Annotated in this window: 14 protein-coding genes and 1 riboswitch; of the genes, 6 read left to right on the forward strand and 8 right to left on the reverse strand. The window is 67.0% G+C overall.

Going from position 1 to position 14,641, the window contains the following annotated elements; all coding sequences use genetic code 11:
* Nucleotides 1-80 precede the first annotated feature (80 nt).
* The 3 genes from EA796_RS17620 to EA796_RS17630 all read right to left on the reverse strand — a co-directional run bounded on the left by EA796_RS17620 (nt 81) and on the right by EA796_RS17630 (nt 5,025).
* Nucleotides 81-2,399 (reverse strand): Ig-like domain-containing protein, encoded by a 2,319-nt coding sequence (locus tag EA796_RS17620; protein WP_122109550.1) that lies wholly within the window; start codon nt 2,397-2,399, stop codon nt 81-83.
* Between the two features lie 65 nt (nt 2,400-2,464).
* Nucleotides 2,465-2,539, reverse strand: a riboswitch (cyclic di-GMP riboswitch).
* Nucleotides 2,540-3,244: 705 nt separating this feature from the next.
* Entirely contained in the window at nt 3,245-3,478 is a 234-nt protein-coding gene (locus EA796_RS17625; RefSeq protein WP_021444387.1) for a hypothetical protein, read from the reverse strand.
* A 194-nt stretch (nt 3,479-3,672) separates the two neighbouring features.
* Entirely contained in the window at nt 3,673-5,025 is a 1,353-nt protein-coding gene (locus EA796_RS17630; protein ID WP_082457849.1) for a sigma-54 dependent transcriptional regulator, read from the reverse strand.
* A gap of 204 nt (nt 5,026-5,229) precedes the next feature.
* Here EA796_RS17630 and EA796_RS17635 point away from each other — a divergent pair, with 204 nt between their 5' ends.
* The gene (locus EA796_RS17635) at nt 5,230-6,951 is read left to right on the forward strand and encodes an ExeA family protein (protein ID WP_122109551.1); all 1,722 of its coding nucleotides are present in this window, start codon (nt 5,230-5,232) and stop codon (nt 6,949-6,951) included.
* A gap of 6 nt (nt 6,952-6,957) precedes the next feature.
* Nucleotides 6,958-7,752, forward strand: a complete 795-nt coding sequence (locus EA796_RS17640; RefSeq protein WP_122109552.1) for a general secretion pathway protein GspB — start codon at nt 6,958-6,960, stop codon at nt 7,750-7,752.
* Nucleotides 7,753-7,860: 108 nt separating this feature from the next.
* On the opposite strand, the gene EA796_RS17645 is transcribed toward EA796_RS17640, so the two are convergent.
* Nucleotides 7,861-9,237, reverse strand: coding sequence for a TRAP transporter large permease subunit (locus EA796_RS17645; protein ID WP_122109553.1), 1,377 nt, complete (start codon nt 9,235-9,237; stop codon nt 7,861-7,863).
* Nucleotides 9,230-9,775, reverse strand: a complete 546-nt coding sequence (locus tag EA796_RS17650; protein WP_021442731.1) for a TRAP transporter small permease subunit — start codon at nt 9,773-9,775, stop codon at nt 9,230-9,232. Before EA796_RS17650 ends, EA796_RS17645 begins: the two co-directional genes overlap by 8 nt.
* A gap of 245 nt (nt 9,776-10,020) precedes the next feature.
* On the opposite strand from EA796_RS17650, the gene EA796_RS17655 reads away from it, so the two are divergent.
* On the forward strand, nt 10,021-11,121 hold the full coding sequence (locus EA796_RS17655; protein ID WP_122109554.1) for a TRAP transporter substrate-binding protein: 1,101 nt from the start codon (nt 10,021-10,023) through the stop codon (nt 11,119-11,121).
* Between the two features lie 63 nt (nt 11,122-11,184).
* On the opposite strand, the gene EA796_RS17660 is transcribed toward EA796_RS17655, so the two are convergent.
* Nucleotides 11,185-11,589, reverse strand: a complete 405-nt coding sequence (locus EA796_RS17660) for an acyl-CoA thioesterase (protein ID WP_021442733.1) — start codon at nt 11,587-11,589, stop codon at nt 11,185-11,187.
* 367 nt (nt 11,590-11,956) lie between these two features.
* On the opposite strand from EA796_RS17660, the gene EA796_RS17665 reads away from it, so the two are divergent.
* The 3 genes from EA796_RS17665 (at nt 11,957) to EA796_RS17675 (ending at nt 13,980) form a co-directional block, all read left to right on the forward strand.
* Nucleotides 11,957-12,121, forward strand: a complete 165-nt coding sequence (locus EA796_RS17665) for a DUF1328 domain-containing protein (RefSeq protein ID WP_021442734.1) — start codon at nt 11,957-11,959, stop codon at nt 12,119-12,121.
* A 10-nt stretch (nt 12,122-12,131) separates the two neighbouring features.
* The gene (locus tag EA796_RS17670) at nt 12,132-12,590 is read left to right on the forward strand and encodes an inhibitor of vertebrate lysozyme family protein (RefSeq protein WP_122109555.1); all 459 of its coding nucleotides are present in this window, start codon (nt 12,132-12,134) and stop codon (nt 12,588-12,590) included.
* Nucleotides 12,591-12,750: 160 nt separating this feature from the next.
* On the forward strand, nt 12,751-13,980 hold the full coding sequence (locus EA796_RS17675) for a nucleoside recognition domain-containing protein (RefSeq protein ID WP_021442736.1): 1,230 nt from the start codon (nt 12,751-12,753) through the stop codon (nt 13,978-13,980).
* Nucleotides 13,981-13,986: 6 nt separating this feature from the next.
* Here EA796_RS17675 and EA796_RS23480 read toward each other — a convergent pair whose 3' ends face one another.
* Nucleotides 13,987-14,172: a hypothetical protein gene (locus EA796_RS23480; protein ID WP_256679221.1), complete on the reverse strand. Its 186-nt coding sequence runs from the start codon at nt 14,170-14,172 to the stop codon at nt 13,987-13,989.
* A 12-nt stretch (nt 14,173-14,184) separates the two neighbouring features.
* The gene (locus EA796_RS17680; RefSeq protein ID WP_256679222.1) at nt 14,185-14,568 is read right to left on the reverse strand and encodes a hypothetical protein; all 384 of its coding nucleotides are present in this window, start codon (nt 14,566-14,568) and stop codon (nt 14,185-14,187) included.
* Nucleotides 14,569-14,641: the final 73 nt, after the last annotated feature.

Below are 14,641 nucleotides of genomic sequence, written 5' to 3' on the forward strand. Positions count from 1 at the left end.
AGCGCAGGGCGTGGCCCTGCGCTTTTTTTATCCCCCGCCCATAGGATCGCCAGCACGCCGGCTCCCAGGGCCTGGCGTCCCTACCTGCCGCCGTTGCCCTTGCCGCCGGTGCTGCCGCTGTCCGCGCTGCTGGCCTGCAGGCCGATATACACGGTGGCGCTGGCGCTGAGCTTGCCGTCGCTGATGGTGTAGCGGAACTGGTCGCCGCTCTTGAAGCTCTTCGCCGGGCTGTAGGTCAGGGTGCCGTTGCTGTTGAGGGTCACCGAGCCCTTGCTGCCCTGGTCGAAGGCCACCACCTTGATCGCGTCGCCGTCCGGATCGCTGTCGTTGCCCAGCACGTTGATGGTCACCGGCGACTTGCTGGTCAGCGTCACGCTGTCGTCCTTGGCCAGCGGCGCGCGGTTGCTGCTGACGACCGGGTTGTCCACCACATAGCTGGCGCTGGCGCTGGCGCTGGTGCTATTGGCGCTGGCGGTGGCGCTGATGTTGTAGAAGCCGTCGGCGGCGGTGTTCGGCGAGGTGGCGCGCAGGGTCACGCTGGCGCTGGCGCCGGGGGCCAGGCTCAGGCTGCTGGCCAGGCTGGTGCTCCAGCCGCTGGGCTTGCCGGCGGCGAGGCTGAAGCTGCTGCTGGAGCAGCCGGCGCTGTCCTTGTTGGTCACCGTGACGCTGTAGTCGAAGCTGCTGCCGGCGGCCAGCCAGGTGCTCTGGCCCGGGGTCATGCTGACGCTGGGGGCGCTGCGGCTGCAGGTCGGCGCGGTGCTGCCGGAGAAGTCGACGCTGACCAGGGCCTGGCTGGTGTCCACCCATTCGGTGCTGATGCGCACGCCGGCGGCCGCATCGCTGAAGCTTTTGCCGCCAACCAGGGCGGCGTCCTTCATGTCGACGAAATTGCTGCCCGCGGTCATGTCCAGCAGGTAGCCGCTGTTGCCGTTGCTCGGGCTGGCCTGGCGGACGGTCACGCCGTTGAAGATGTTGCCCGTGTCGATCACGCCGCGGTCGGTGATCTGCGCATCGAAGCCCAGCGGCTTGCGCAGCTCCACGTAGTAGTAGCTGGGTTGGCCGTTGGCATCCACGCCCTTGGCGATCTTCAGGCCCTTGGCCTGGCTGCTCTGCACGCTGTTGGGCTGCAGGTTGAAGCTGCCGGCGCTGCCGACGGTGATCAGGTTGCCGCTGGCCAGCCAGCCCAGGCGCTCCTTGTTGAACAGGTTGAAGTGCCCGACCGTGCCGGCATAGCCCATGATGTCGACGGTGTCGCCGTATTCCTGGGTGGCGCAGCTGCTGCCCAGGGTAGTGTCGCCGCAGTCCATGGCATGGGCGTGGTGCAGGCCGAGGTTGTGCCCCAGTTCGTGGGCCACGGTGCGCAGGATCATGCTGCCGTTGATCCAGCTGCTGGAAGGCAGGGCACCGACCTGGCCCATGCCGGTATAGCCGCAGGCGTTCTTCGGGAAGATGTAGACGAAGCGATCGTAGTTGGCCAGGTTGAAGCCGCCGCTCTGGGCGGCCTGCTTGGCATACTTCTCGATGGCGAAGCCATCGCACACGGTGCTGTTCACCGGAATGGTGTACCAGCCGGCGACGTTGCCGGTGAGCCAGGTCTGCTGGCTGGAGTTTTCCTTGAGGAAGTTGCTGACGTCGCCGAATACCAGGCTATTGGCCTGGGTGGCGGTCCAGGGCTTCTCGCTCGGCTTGTCCTGGAAGTTGACCAGGATCGCCAGGGTGCGCTGGGCGCCGGTGGTGTTGGGCAGGTCATAGGCCAGGGTGCCGCTGCCGGTGCCGCCATCGGCCAGCATCAGGCCCTGCTCGTCGTCGCCGACCACCAGTTCGCCCTGCACGCTGCCGGCGGCGTCGGCGGACTCCAGCAACCAGCCCTGGGCGCGCACGGCCACACCGCTGCGCCATTCCTTGTTGCGCTCGGCGAAACGCAGCTCGAAACGCTCGCCGAACGGGGTCTTGAGCAGATGACGCAGCTTGGCGCCGTCCTCGTAGTCCTCGTAGACCACCTCCAGCTCGCCCTCCAGATCCAGGCGCTGCTCCAGCTTGGCCAGCACCTCGGCCGGCATGCCGCGCTGCTTGTCCTCGGGGATGGTCACGCGCAGCAGCTCGGCCGGGTGGTGCTCGGCCAGCTCGCCGAGCAGGGCACGGCGCTCCTCGGCCTTGGCCAGCAGCTGGCGCTGCAGCTGCTCGCGCGCCGCGCCGGATGCGTTCTGCCAACGTTTGTGCAGCGCCAGCAGCTCCTGGGTTCCGGTGCTCGCCGCCAGGCGCGCGGCCAGGGCGTTCTTCGCCGGCTGCGTCTGCTCGGCATGAACATGGCCGGGAGCTGCCAGGGCTGAGGGATGAGCGAGGCTGCCGGCGGCGAGAATGGCCAGGGCAAAGGCGTAGCGAGGCATGGACGGGCGCATGAGGCTCTCCTGAAACGGGGTTCAGAAAAGTTCCTCTTCACGGCGGTCCTGTGAGGGGGGTCTCCTTCGGCAGTCCGGCGGCCCCGGTGGGGCCCGTAACTTTGCGTCGCCAGGTTGCCCTGGTTATGCCTTTGTCGGGAGAGGAGCTTTCTGTAAGCGGTATTACAAAGGACGGCGAGCCGTCCGGTTAAAGCCCCTCGAGCGCTCCGGCCACTGTTTCGTCAGCGACCGGATCGGAAAACCTCACTGTTTACTGCACTTTGCAGCGGGGTGAATCCTGTAACAGTTGCCAGAATAAGACTGTTCATTTTCTGTACAACTGTAACGGATGCAGAAGCTATCACCCCGCCTGTTCATTTTTTATACATTTCATGCATAACGATGCCCTGGTTGGTTGAAAAATGATCTAGAACTTTTCCCCGGCACCCTTGCAAGGCCCGTTGCAGAGGCGCGCATGGGCAAAACCCGGGGTGCCATGAAAGGGCTACCGTTTATCGCCTGGGCCGCCACAACGTGACCCAACTCACAAAGAAAAGCCTGGCTTATCAGTGAGTTGCGGGATGGCCATAGGCCATGACAGGGGTACGATGTGGCAGGTCTCGGGCGCTCGAAGCCCCGTCCCACTCGAGCCGACAACGCGGCCGCAATACCAAAGCCGAGCGGACGAAATCTGCTCGGCGAAGGGGCGCCTAGGGAAACGCTGAGATAGTCGGGCGCAAGCGGGACAGCAGCTTTATCGCTGACCAGCGCTTGCGCCGGCCCGAGGGGGAATAATCCGGAATCGCCTTGATAGCTGGGCTCCCGCCTTCGCGGGAGCGACGGCAGATGGCTTTATCAGGACGTCCCTAGGCGCCGTTGGCTTCGTCCCACAGCTTGATCACCGGTTTGCAGCTGGGGTGGAAATGCTCCAGTTCGCGCAGCTTGCGGTGCAGCAGGTGCCAGCTCATGAAGGGAGTATCGCTGAACAAGGGAAAGGGGGTCGCGCCGCTCTCCGGGCGCGCGGCCGAAAACTCCCCCTGGCTGCCGGGCTTGTCGTCGGGCGGGGGAAGATCAATGAAGCGGCGTTCCTCTGGGGGCATGGTGAACTCTCCGCAAGGCAGAAGAAATCATGCAGAGAATGCGCCAGGCAAGCGCAATGCCCATGCTGCGGGCATTGCATCTGACTTGTCCGAGTGCGGCAGTGGGAAATTGTTCAGCCGCCGTTACAGCCCGCCTCGGCGGTTGTCCAGCCACGACGACCTGCCGGCATCGCTCGCACGTGAACAGCCGCCGGCTAGCTGCGCACGCCGTACTTGTCCATCATCCGGTAGAGGGTCACCCGCGAGACGCCAAGCAGCTTGGCGGCCTGCGACACATTGTTCATCGCATGGCTCAAGCAACTGCGCACCGCCAGTTCCTCGGCGTGGGCGCGAGCCTGCTCCAGCGGCATGACCATGTCCAGCGCCTCGCACTCCTCGAGGCCGAGGTCAGTCGGAGTGATCATACGGTTCTCGCTCATCACCAGGGCGCGGCGGATGCGGTTGATCATCTCGCGCACGTTGCCCGGCCAGCCGTGGCTGAGCATGGCGCCGATGGCCTGGCGGGTGAAGCCGCGCGAGCTGCTGCCGTATTCCTTGCCGAACTTGTGCAGGAAGTAGCGCGCCAGCAGCTCGATGTCGTTGCCGCGGTCGGCCAGGCGCGGCACCAGGATGCTGAGGACGTTGAGCCGGTAGTAGAGGTCTTCGCGAAAGCGTCCCTCGGCCACCGCTTCCTCCAGGTTGACGTGGGTGGCAGCGATCACCCGGGCGTTGACCGCGATGCTCTGGTTGCCGCCGAGGCGCTCGATGGTCTTCTGCTCGAGAAAGCGCAGCAGGTAGACCTGCATCTGCGGCGGCAGGTCGCCGATCTCGTCGAGGAAGATGGTGCCGTTCTGCGCCGCCTCGACCCGGCCGATCTTGCGCTTGTAGGCACCGGTGAAGGAGCCCTTTTCGTAGCCGAACAGCTCGGCGTGGATCAGCGTCTCCGGCAGGGCACCACAGTTGACCGCGACGAAGGGCCCGTCGCATTGCGGCGAGCGCTGGTGGATGGCGCGGGCGATCATCTCCTTGCCCACCCCGGTCTCGCCGCGGATCAGCACCGGCGCCTCGACCCCGGCGACGCGGCGGATCTGGTCGAAGATGGCGAGGAACTGCTTGCTGCCGCCGACCATCTGGAACTCTTCCACCGCCACCAGACGCTCCTGCTCCAGATCGCGCAGGCGCGCCATGCCGTCGAGATGGCCGAGGGCCTGCTTGAGGTGCTCCTGCGCCTCGCCCAGCGGCAACGAGAAGTAGTCGTAGAAGTGTTCGTAGATCAGCCGGCGGAAGTCCTGCTTCTCCAGGGCCGCCGGCAGGGTCAGGGCGACCCAGGCCAGGTGCTCGTCCTTGTCCAGCAGGGCCTCGAGCTCCTCGTACTGCGCCTCGCTCAGCGCCGGCAGCAGGGCGATGGCCACCCGGTAGCTGTGGAACTTGAGCAGCCCGTGGGCACTCTCCGCGGTGCCGACCCGATCCAGTACCCAGTCCGGCAGATGCAGGTTGCTCAGCAAGGAATCGTCGCCGGAAAGATCGAGCAACAACGCGCGGCGGGGCGAGTCATAAGTTTGACGCATGATCGCGGACATCTATTAAGCCCTTGATACAGCTGTTATCTATCACTTATCCACAACGTTACTGCTCCTTTTGTGGAGTGTAGATCAGGCCTGACATTTGCCCGCGATACCGACGAAAGGCCATACCATTCGGCGGGTTTTGTCCGCCGCTGGCAACTGCTGTCCGGACTTCTATAGTCACAGTAGCTTGCGAGGATCGACACCATGTACAGCCAGTACTTCGGTTTTTCCGACCTGCCGTTCACCATCGCGCCCAACCCGCGCTACCTCTATCTCAGCGAGCAGCATCGCGAGGCCCTGGCCAGCCTGATCTACGGCATCAACTGCAACGGCGGCTTCGTCCTCCTCACCGGCGACGTCGGCACAGGCAAGACCACCGTCTGCCGTTGCCTGCTGGAACAGCTGCCGGCCAATACCGAGGTGGCCTTCATCCTCAATCCCAAGTACGGGATCATCGAGCTGCTGGAGGCCATCTGCGACGAGCTGAAGATCGGCTACCAGCGCAGCGGACGGCGCATCAAGGGTTATATCGACGCGCTCAACGCGCATCTGATCGACGCCCACGCCCGCGGCGTCAACACCGTGCTGATCATCGACGAGGCGCAGAACCTCAGCCTCGAGGTGCTCGAACAGATCCGCCTGCTGACCAACCTGGAGACCAGCAGCCAGAAGCTGCTGCAGATCATCCTGATCGGCCAGCCGGAGCTGCTCGACACCCTCGCCCGCCCCGAACTGCGCCAGCTCAACCAGCGCATCACCGCGCGCTACCACCTCAAGGCGCTGGCCCGCGACGAACTGCACGCCTATGTCGGCCATCGCCTGGCGGTCGGCGGCCGCGACGCGCCGCTGTTCACCCGCGCCGCGCTGCGTCGCCTGCACCGGCTGACCGGCGGGGTGCCGCGCATGGTCAACATCCTCTGCGACCGCGCCCTGCTCGGCGCCTATGTCGAGCGGCGCAGCAGGGTCGACTGGTGGCTGCTCGGCCGCGCCGCCCGCGAGATCCTCGGCGAGAAACCGCCCTCGACCACGCGCTGGCGCTGGGCGCTGCTGCCGCTGCTGGCCATGGCCCTGCTGCTCGGAGGCTTCCTGCTGCCCGGCGGACGCGAGCTGCTGGCCCTGGTGCGCCAGCAGCCGGCAGCCGTACCGGTGATCGAGCTGCCCAAGGAGCAGCCCGCCGCGCCACAGGCGACGCCCGTGCTGGCGCAGCCGCAGGCACCGTCGGCAAGCGAAGCACCGCTGCCCGCCGCCGAACCGGCGGCCGAACCGGCGGCCGCGCTGAGCAATCCGGCGCACTGGCAATGGCCGGACGAAACCGACCTGGGCGCCACCGAGGTGCTGGCCTATCAGGGCCTGTTCCGCCGCTGGGGCCTCGACTACGACCCGCGCAACGCCCAGGTGGTATGTCGTTTCGCCCGCCAGCACCAGCTCGGCTGCCTGCACCAGCCGGCCAATCTGGACGAGCTGCAGAGGCTCAACCTGCCCGCGGTGATCGGCCTGAGCAACGCCGCCGGCCAGCGCTTTCACGCCACCCTGGTCGGCCTCGACGTCCTCCAGGGCAGCGCCACCCTGGAGGTCGCCGGCGACACCCAGCGGGTCGACCTCGGCGAACTGCGCGAGCTGCTGCAAGGCAACCAGCTGCTGCTCTGGCGCATGCCGCCGGGTTATCAGGAGCCGGTGCGCCCGGAAACCAGCAGCCCGGTGATCCCCTGGCTGGATGCCCGCCTGGCCCAGCTGCAGGGCCGCACGGCGCCGCCGGTGCCGCGCCAGCATTACGACGAACAGCTGCAGCTACAGGTGCTGGCCTTCCAGCACCACTACCAGCTGGTCACCGACGCGGTGATCGGACCGCAGACCCTGATCCGGCTCGCCGCCCTGACCGAGCCCGGCGTGCCCCTGCTGACCGCGGCCGAAGCGGACTGGGAGTGAGACGCCATGTCCTACATCCTCAATGCCCTGAAACAGTCGGAGAACCAACGCAGCCGCGGCGATATCCCGCACGTGGACACGCAGCAGGAAATCGCCGGCAGCACCTACCGGCCGGCAAAGGGCCGCGGCCTGTGGCGCTGGTGGGCGCTGCTCGCCAGTGCCGCCCTGTTACTGCTCCTGGCCTGGGTGGTGGCCGGCAAGCTCGGCGCGCCGGCCGACGCGCCGCTGCTGGCCACCACGGCCCCGCAACCCGCCGTCGAGGCCGTCGCCCCCGGCACGGACAGCCTGACGCCACCAGCCACGGAGCTGACCAGCCTCGATCCGCCTCCGGCCAGTCCCCAGGCACCGGGCCTGGAGCATCTGCAGGATGCCAGCGGCCTGCGCGTGCAGCTGGACGATGCCGAACCCGCGCGCCCCCCGGTGGTGCTGGAACTGCCAGTGCCGGCGGGGCGGGTGGCCAGCCCGGCGCCCACCGTGCCCAGCGTGCTAGCCACCGCCCCGAGCCGCGCGCCGGAGATCCCGCAGCGCCGCGATGCCGACGAGTCCGTCCCGGCGGATCCGCGCCTGCGCGACGTCGCCCACTGGAAGGGCCTGCCCTCCGGCGTGCAGCGCCAGCTGCGCGAGCTGGGCATCAACGCCCACGTCTATTCCTCGGACGCCAGCGCCCGCTTCATCCGCGCCGGCGGCCGCACCCTGCGCGAGGGTGATCGTCTCAATGCGGAATTGCGCCTGCAGTTCATCACCCGCGACGGCATCGTGCTCGGCTACCAGGAGCGCAAGTACTGGATGCGCCTGAACTGAGCAACGCAGCCTCCCCATGCCCCCGCTGCGGGGTCTGCGCCAGTTCCTCCAAAAACGAGGGGCGGGTACCGTCGCCGGTCCCGCCCCTTGTCGCCCAGTGCCGAGGCGCTACTTGCCGTAGACCTGTTCCGGCAGCCAGGTAATCAGCCCCGGGAAGATGTAGGCGATCACCAGAAGCAGAATCTGGATCAGGATGAACGGCACCACACCCTTGTAGATGGTGCTGGTGGCCACCGATTTCGGCGTCACCCCGCGCAGGTAGAACAGGGCGAAACCGAACGGCGGGGTGAGGAAGGAGGTCTGCAGGTTCAGCGCGATCATCACGCCCAGCCAGATCGGGTCGAGGCCCATGGCCAGCAGCACCGGCCCGACGATCGGCACCACCACGAAGGTGATCTCGATGAAGTCGAGGATGAAGCCGAGCAGGAAGATCACCAGCATCACCAGGAAGAAGGCGCCGAGCACGCCGCCAGGCAGCTGGGCGAACACGTCCTCGATCAGCGCCTCGCCGCCGAAGCCGCGGAACACCAGGGAGAACAGCGAGGCGCCGATCAGGATCATGAAGACCATGGCGCTGATCTCGGTGGTGCCATAGGCCACCTCGCGCAACTGGCCGAAGTTCAGCTTGTTCTTGCTCAGCGCCAGCAGCATGGCGCCGACGGCGCCGAGGGCGGCTGCCTCGGTGGGCGTGGCGTAGCCGGCGAGGATCGAGCCGAGCACCGCGCCGATCAGGATCAGCGGAGGCACCAGCGCCTTGATCAGCTTGCTCCACTCGATCGGGCCCAGCTCCTCCTGCGGCAGCGCCGGCAGCTTCTTCGGCTGAATAATGGCGACGGCGATGATGTAGAGGATGTACAGGCCGACCAGCAGCAGCCCGGGAATCAGCGCGCCGACGAACAGGTCGCCGACCGACACCGTCTTCGGCGAGAAGATGCCCATCTTCAGCTGTGCCTGCTGATAGGCGCTGGACATCACGTCGCCGAGCAGCACCAGGACGATCGACGGCGGGATGATCTGCCCCAGGGTGCCGGTGGCGGCCAGGGTGCCGGTGGCGATGGCCGGGTCGTAGCCGCGGCGCAACATGGTCGGCAGCGCCAGCAGGCCCATGGTCACCACGGTGGCGCCGACGATGCCGGTGCTGGCGGCCAGCAGCGCGCCGACCACGCACACCGAGATCGCCAGGCCGCCGCGCAGGGTGCCGAACAGGCGCGACATCGACTCGAGCAGGTCTTCGGCCACCCGCGAGCGTTCCAGCATCACCCCCATGAACACGAACAGCGGCACCGCCAGCATGGTCTGGTTGTTCATGATGCCGAACAGGCGGTTGGGCAGGGCGCTGAGATAGCCGGCGTCGAAGGTGCCGGTGAGCACGCCGATGCCGGCGAACAGCAAGGACACGCCGCCCAGGGTGAAGGCCACCGGGTAGCCGGCCATCAAGGCCAGGCAGATGCTGACGAACAGCAGAATCGCCATCAACTCAGCCATGCTTCACCTCCGGAGCCGGCAGGCGACCGCTGATGACGTAGAGCGCCTTGATCAGGTTGGCGATGCCTTGCAGCACCAGGCTGACCACCAGCACCAGGATGATGCTCTTCTGCAGGTAGACGAACTTGAGGCCGCCGGACTCGCTGGACGCCTCCAGGGTCGCCCAGGAATTGCTCACGTAGTCCCAGCTGGCCCAGCCGAGGAACAGGCACACCGGCAGCAGGAACAGCAGGTTGCCGAGGATTTCCACCAGGGCCTGGCGGCGGCCGCTGAAGTTCTGGAAGAAGATGTCCACGCGTACGTGGCCGTTGCGCTGCAGCACCCAGGCGGTGGCGCCCATGAACACCAGGGCATGGGCGTAGAGCACGGCTTCCTGCAGGGCGGTGGCGCCAATGCCGAAGCCGTAGCGCAGCACCACGACCACGGCAGTGCCAAGCACCAGGAACAGGGTCAGCCAGGCGCAGGCCTTGCCGAACCAGGCGTTGAGAGCATCGATCAGGTACGCAAGCGCGAGGGGAAGCGATGGCTTGTCGGACATAGTGAGTCCTTTATCGTTATTGGGTAGGGGACAGGACGCCGGCCCGGTCGGCCGTACGCCACGCCTCCCGCAACCTTGTGGGTCGAGGGCCGGCGATTCTAGGCAGGCTGCTGGCAATGCAGCAATGCTCATACAACTTTAGTCGTAGCAGCTAGGCTTGAGGGTCACGACCCCCTATGTTATTCACGCCCGGTCTACCTTCGGCGATCCCGTGGTCAGACCAATACAACAAGAAGGAGCATTGCATGAAACGTCGCGACATACTCGCCGCAGCAGGCGTCGGCCTCGCAGCCACCGCACTGGCGGGCTGCAAAGAAGAGGCGAAAAGCACCGCTGCCCCCCAAGAGGGCTCGAGTTCCCAGACCTTCAACTGGAAGATGGTCACCTCCTGGCCGAAGAACTTCCCCGGCGTCGGCGTGGGGGCCGAGCGCTTCGCCAAGCTGGTCGAGGAGATGAGCAACGGCCGCCTGAAGGTCAAGGTCTACGCCGCCGGCGAACTGGTGCCGGCCCTGGAAGTATTCGATGCAGTCTCCCGCGGCACCGCCGAGATGGGTCACGGTGCGCCGTACTACTGGAAAGGCAAGGTGCCGGCTGCGCAGTTCTTCTGCGCCTCACCGTTCGGCCCCAACGCCCAGGAAATGAACGCCTGGCTGCACCGCGGCGGCGGTCAGCAGCTGTGGGAAGAGGTGTACAAGCCGTTCGGCGTGCTGCCGATGGCCTGCGGCAACACCGGCGTGCAGACCGCCGGCTGGTTCAACAAGGAAATCAACTCGGTCGAAGACTTCAAGGGCCTGAAGATGCGCACCCCGGGCCTGGGCGGCGAAGTGCTGACCAAGATGGGCGGCACCGTGGTCAACATGCCGGCCGGCGAGATCTTCACCGCCATGCAGACCGGCGCCATCGACGCCACCGAGTGGATCGGCCCGTACAACGACCTGGCCCTGGGTCTGCACAAGGCGGCCAAGTACTACTACACCCCGGGCTGGCAGGAGCCGAGCGTACTGTTCGAGCTGGACGTCAACCTCAAGGCCTGGGAGACCCTGCCGGCCGACCTCAAGGCCATCGTGCGCGCCGCCGCCCGCGACGTGAACGGCGACATGCTCGACGACTACAACGCCAAGAACATGGAAGCCCTGGAGCAGCTCAAGGCCGACGGCGTGGACGTACGCCGCCTGCCGGACGAGGTGCTGGCCCGCCTGAAGGAGGTCGCCGCCGAGGTGGTCGACGCCAGCGCCGCCGCCGACCCGGCCGCGACCAAGGTCTGGGAACACCAGAAGGCCTACCTCAAGCGCCTGTACGACTACGCGGAGCTCAACGAGAAGGACATCTACAACATCCGCGGCTAAGCGTTCAGCGCACAGCAAAACGCCGGCTGCTAGCCGGCGTTTTCATTGGTTCGGCCGTTGCGCTCAACCGCGGCGTGGCGGTACCGGGCGGGTACGGCCGCTGCCGTCGATGGCGACGAAGACGAACACCGCCTCGGTGACCTTGCGCCATTCGTTGGACAAGGGGTCGTCGCTCCACACCTCGACCATCATCTGGATCGAGCTGCGCCCCACTTCCAGGGCCTGGGTATAGAACGACAACTGCGCGCCCACCGCCACCGGCACCAGGAAGGCCATGCGGTCGATGGCCACGGTGGCCACGCGGCCGCCGGCGACCTTGCTGGCCATGGCGGTGCCGGCCAGGTCCATCTGCGACACCAGCCAGCCGCCGTAGATATCGCCGAAACCATTGGTCTCGCGTGGCAGCGCGGTGATCTGCAAGGCCAGGTCGCCTTGGGGGATCGGGTCTTCCTGTTCGTAGTCGTTCATCGGCTCGAGGCTCGCGGCGCGGTTGTTGTTCTGGGCGCGGAACCCGCATGGCACGCGGGCGCTGCGAGTATACCGACTGAGCGGTCGGTGGGCGACCACTCTGGCGGCCGTGCAGACGGCGCAGCGCCTGAGCTGTCGGGCAAAATGCACGGCCGCCGCGGGCGCATCGGGCAGGATGCCCGTCGCCGTCATTTCCCGGATATCGCAAGCCGCTGATTTTCAAGATTTTTACCCTGGGCCAGGAACTGGCACGGGCGGTGCAACGACCCTGGCGGGTGACCGGACTCGTTCCGCTCGCAACGCCAAGAAAAGGGCCGGAGGTGCGCGAACCCGCGCCATCCGCCTCCATCGCAACGGGAGAAACGCCATGTTGAGCTGGGCACTGACCTTTCTGATCATCGCCATCGTCGCCGCCGTGCTGGGCTTCGGCGGCATCGCCGGCACCGCTGCCGGCATCGCCAAGATTCTGTTCGTGGTGTTCCTGGTACTGTTCATCATCTCGTTCGTCATGGGCCGTCGCCCCCGTCTGTAAGGAGGTCTGCATGCGCATTCACGCCATCGCCGCCGCCCTGTTGCTGAGCGGCGCCCTGGCGGCCCAGGCCGCCGACCGCGACACACACCTGCATCCGGGCGAGTTGCTGAGCAGCGACGCCGGGTACCGCGCCGCCTGGCAGGAACTGGTGCAGGAGGAGCGGCGCCTGCCCGACTGGCTGATGAACCTCAGCGGCCCGTCGACGCCGATGCAGGCGGTGGAAAGCGCCAGCGACCGCTTCCTGGTCGGCCAGCTGTGCGAGGCGCACGACTGCTTCAACCAGCGCCTGTACCTCGCCTTCGACTGGGACAAGGACAACGCCTACGCGCTCTACGTGCAGGTGCCCGAGAACCTGCCGGAAGACCGCGCGCCGAGCGAGCACGCCAGCCTGCGCTGGCTGGGCGAGCCGGACGAGGAAGTGCGCCGGCTGCTCGAGGAACAGCTGCGCAAAGACCCCAACTGGTTCTGAGGCACACGACGACGGCCCCTCGCCGGCCGTCGCCGCGTTATCATCCCCCGCCATGACGGCATGCCCTCCCTCATCCGGCGCCTCGCGCCACCTTCTCCCGTAAGGAGATGGCCATCGAGGAAGGCGTCGCGCCGCGACTTTCGAGCTAAGGGGGATCGACATGCTCAACGGCCTGTGGCTGAGCTTTTTCCTGGTGGCGGCGGTGGCGGGCTTCTCGCGCTGGCTGCTCGGTGGCGACCCGGCGGTGTTCGGCGCCATGGTCGAGAGCCTGTTCGCCATGGCCAAGCTGTCGGTGGAGGTGATGGTGCTGCTGTTCGGCACCATGACCCTGTGGCTCGGCCTGTTGCGCATCGCCGAACAGGCTGGCCTGGTCGACGCCCTGGCGCGGCTGCTCGGCCCGCTGTTCGCCCGCCTGATGCCGGAGGTGCCGCGCGGCCACCCGGCGCTCGGCCTGATTACCATGAACTTCGCCGCCAACGGCCTGGGCCTGGACAACGCCGCCACGCCGATCGGCCTCAAGGCCATGCGCAGCCTGCAGGAGCTCAACCCCAGTAGCACCACGGCGAGCAACGCGCAGATCCTCTTCCTGGTGCTCAACGCCTCGTCGCTGACCCTGCTGCCGGTGTCGATCTTCATGTACCGGGTGCAGCAGGGCGCGGCCGACCCGACCCTAGTGTTCCTGCCGATCCTGCTGGCCACCAGCGCCTCGACCCTGGTCGGCCTGCTGTCGGTGGCGCTGATGCAGCGTCTGCGCCTGTGGGATCCGGTGGTGCTGGCCTACCTGATTCCCGGGGCGCTGCTGCTGGGCGGCTTCATGGCGCTGCTCGCCAGCCTCAGCGCCACCGCGCTGGCGGCGCTGTCCTCGCTGCTCGGCAACCTGACCCTGTTCGGCGTGATCCTGACCTTCCTGCTGGTCGGCGCGCTGAAGAAGGTGGCGGTCTACGAACAGTTCGTCGAGGGCGCCCGCGAGGGCTTCGACGTGGCCAAGAGCCTGTTGCCCTACCTGGTCGCCATGCTCTGCGCGATCGGCGTGCTGCGCGCCTCCGGCGCGCTGGAGCTGGGCCTCGACGGCATTCGCTGGCTGGTCGAGTGGGGCGGCTGGGACACCCGCTTCGTCGACGCCCTGCCCACCGCGCTGGTCAAGCCGTTCTCCGGCAGTGCGGCGCGCGCCATGCTCATCGAAACCATGCAGACCCACGGCGTCGACAGCTTCGCGGCGCTGGCCGCGGCGACCGTCCAGGGCAGCACCGAGACCACCTTCTACGTGCTGGCGGTGTACTTCGGCGCAGTCGGCATCCAGCGCGTGCGCCACGCCGTGGGCTGCGCCCTGCTGGCCGAACTGGCCGGGGTGGTGGCGGCTATCGGCGTGACCTACTGGTTCTTCGGCTGAGGCCGCTCATTCGGCGAAACCGAGCTTGCTGCCGGCCCAGCTCAGCAGCGGGTCGGCGTGCCGGTGGGCGCGCAATGCGGTGAGCTTGGGCGCGATAAAGGCGGCGAAATCTTCGCCCCGTTCGAAGTAGACGCCGGTGAAGATGGCGAACAGCGACTTGTTGCCGACGGTGGCATAGAACAGGTTGCCCACCGGCTCGCCGTCCTAGGTCAGCAGCTTGAGGCTGGCGCGGCTGGCGAGCTCCAGCTCGAATTCCAGCTCCTGCTCGACCAGGCCGCTGTCGCGCAGGCCGAACGAGGCGCCGAAGGTCTCGGCGTAGCTGGTCATCAGCGCATCGCTGGCGCGCGGGTAGAGCGAGACGCCGCTGTAGAGGTAGAACCAGTCGCTGCCGGCGCTCTCGAAGCTGAGGTCGATGCTGCGCGCGGCGTAGCTCACCAGCTTCTCGTAACGCCCCGCGGCGGGCGCCTGGTAGGCGGCGAAATCTGCAGCGCTGAGCAGCAGGCGGCGCTCCTCGGCGAGCGGCGGCTCACTGTCGAAACACCCGCCGAGCGACAGCGCGGCGAACAAGAGCAGCAGCATCCTGAACATGACTATCCTCCCTGAATAAGCCCCGCCAGCTTGCCCGATCCCCCCGCGCCTCGCCAGCCACGGCCGGCCTGGC

Source organism: Pseudomonas sp. AOB-7, from assembly GCF_003696305.1.
Classification (GTDB): domain Bacteria; phylum Pseudomonadota; class Gammaproteobacteria; order Pseudomonadales; family Pseudomonadaceae; genus Aquipseudomonas.

Excerpts from the sequence above, each read along its gene's own strand:
- EA796_RS17650 (WP_021442731.1), bottom strand. The coding sequence starts at position 9,775 with ATGTCCGACAAGCCATCGCTTCCCCTCGCGCTTGCGTACCTGATCGAT.
- EA796_RS17630 (WP_082457849.1), bottom strand. The coding sequence starts at position 5,025 with ATGCGTCAAACTTATGACTCGCCCCGCCGCGCGTTGTTGCTCGATCTT.
- EA796_RS17655 (WP_122109554.1), top strand. The coding sequence starts at position 10,021 with ATGAAACGTCGCGACATACTCGCCGCAGCAGGCGTCGGCCTCGCAGCC.
- EA796_RS17675 (WP_021442736.1), top strand. The coding sequence starts at position 12,751 with ATGCTCAACGGCCTGTGGCTGAGCTTTTTCCTGGTGGCGGCGGTGGCG.
- EA796_RS17670 (WP_122109555.1), top strand. The coding sequence starts at position 12,132 with ATGCGCATTCACGCCATCGCCGCCGCCCTGTTGCTGAGCGGCGCCCTG.
- EA796_RS17665 (WP_021442734.1), top strand. The coding sequence starts at position 11,957 with ATGTTGAGCTGGGCACTGACCTTTCTGATCATCGCCATCGTCGCCGCC.
- EA796_RS17635 (WP_122109551.1), top strand. The coding sequence starts at position 5,230 with ATGTACAGCCAGTACTTCGGTTTTTCCGACCTGCCGTTCACCATCGCG.
- EA796_RS17640 (WP_122109552.1), top strand. The coding sequence starts at position 6,958 with ATGTCCTACATCCTCAATGCCCTGAAACAGTCGGAGAACCAACGCAGC.
- EA796_RS17645 (WP_122109553.1), bottom strand. The coding sequence starts at position 9,237 with ATGGCTGAGTTGATGGCGATTCTGCTGTTCGTCAGCATCTGCCTGGCC.
- EA796_RS17680 (WP_256679222.1), bottom strand. The coding sequence starts at position 14,568 with ATGTTCAGGATGCTGCTGCTCTTGTTCGCCGCGCTGTCGCTCGGCGGG.
- EA796_RS17660 (WP_021442733.1), bottom strand. The coding sequence starts at position 11,589 with ATGAACGACTACGAACAGGAAGACCCGATCCCCCAAGGCGACCTGGCC.
- EA796_RS17620 (WP_122109550.1), bottom strand. The coding sequence starts at position 2,399 with ATGCGCCCGTCCATGCCTCGCTACGCCTTTGCCCTGGCCATTCTCGCC.
- EA796_RS17625 (WP_021444387.1), bottom strand. The coding sequence starts at position 3,478 with ATGCCCCCAGAGGAACGCCGCTTCATTGATCTTCCCCCGCCCGACGAC.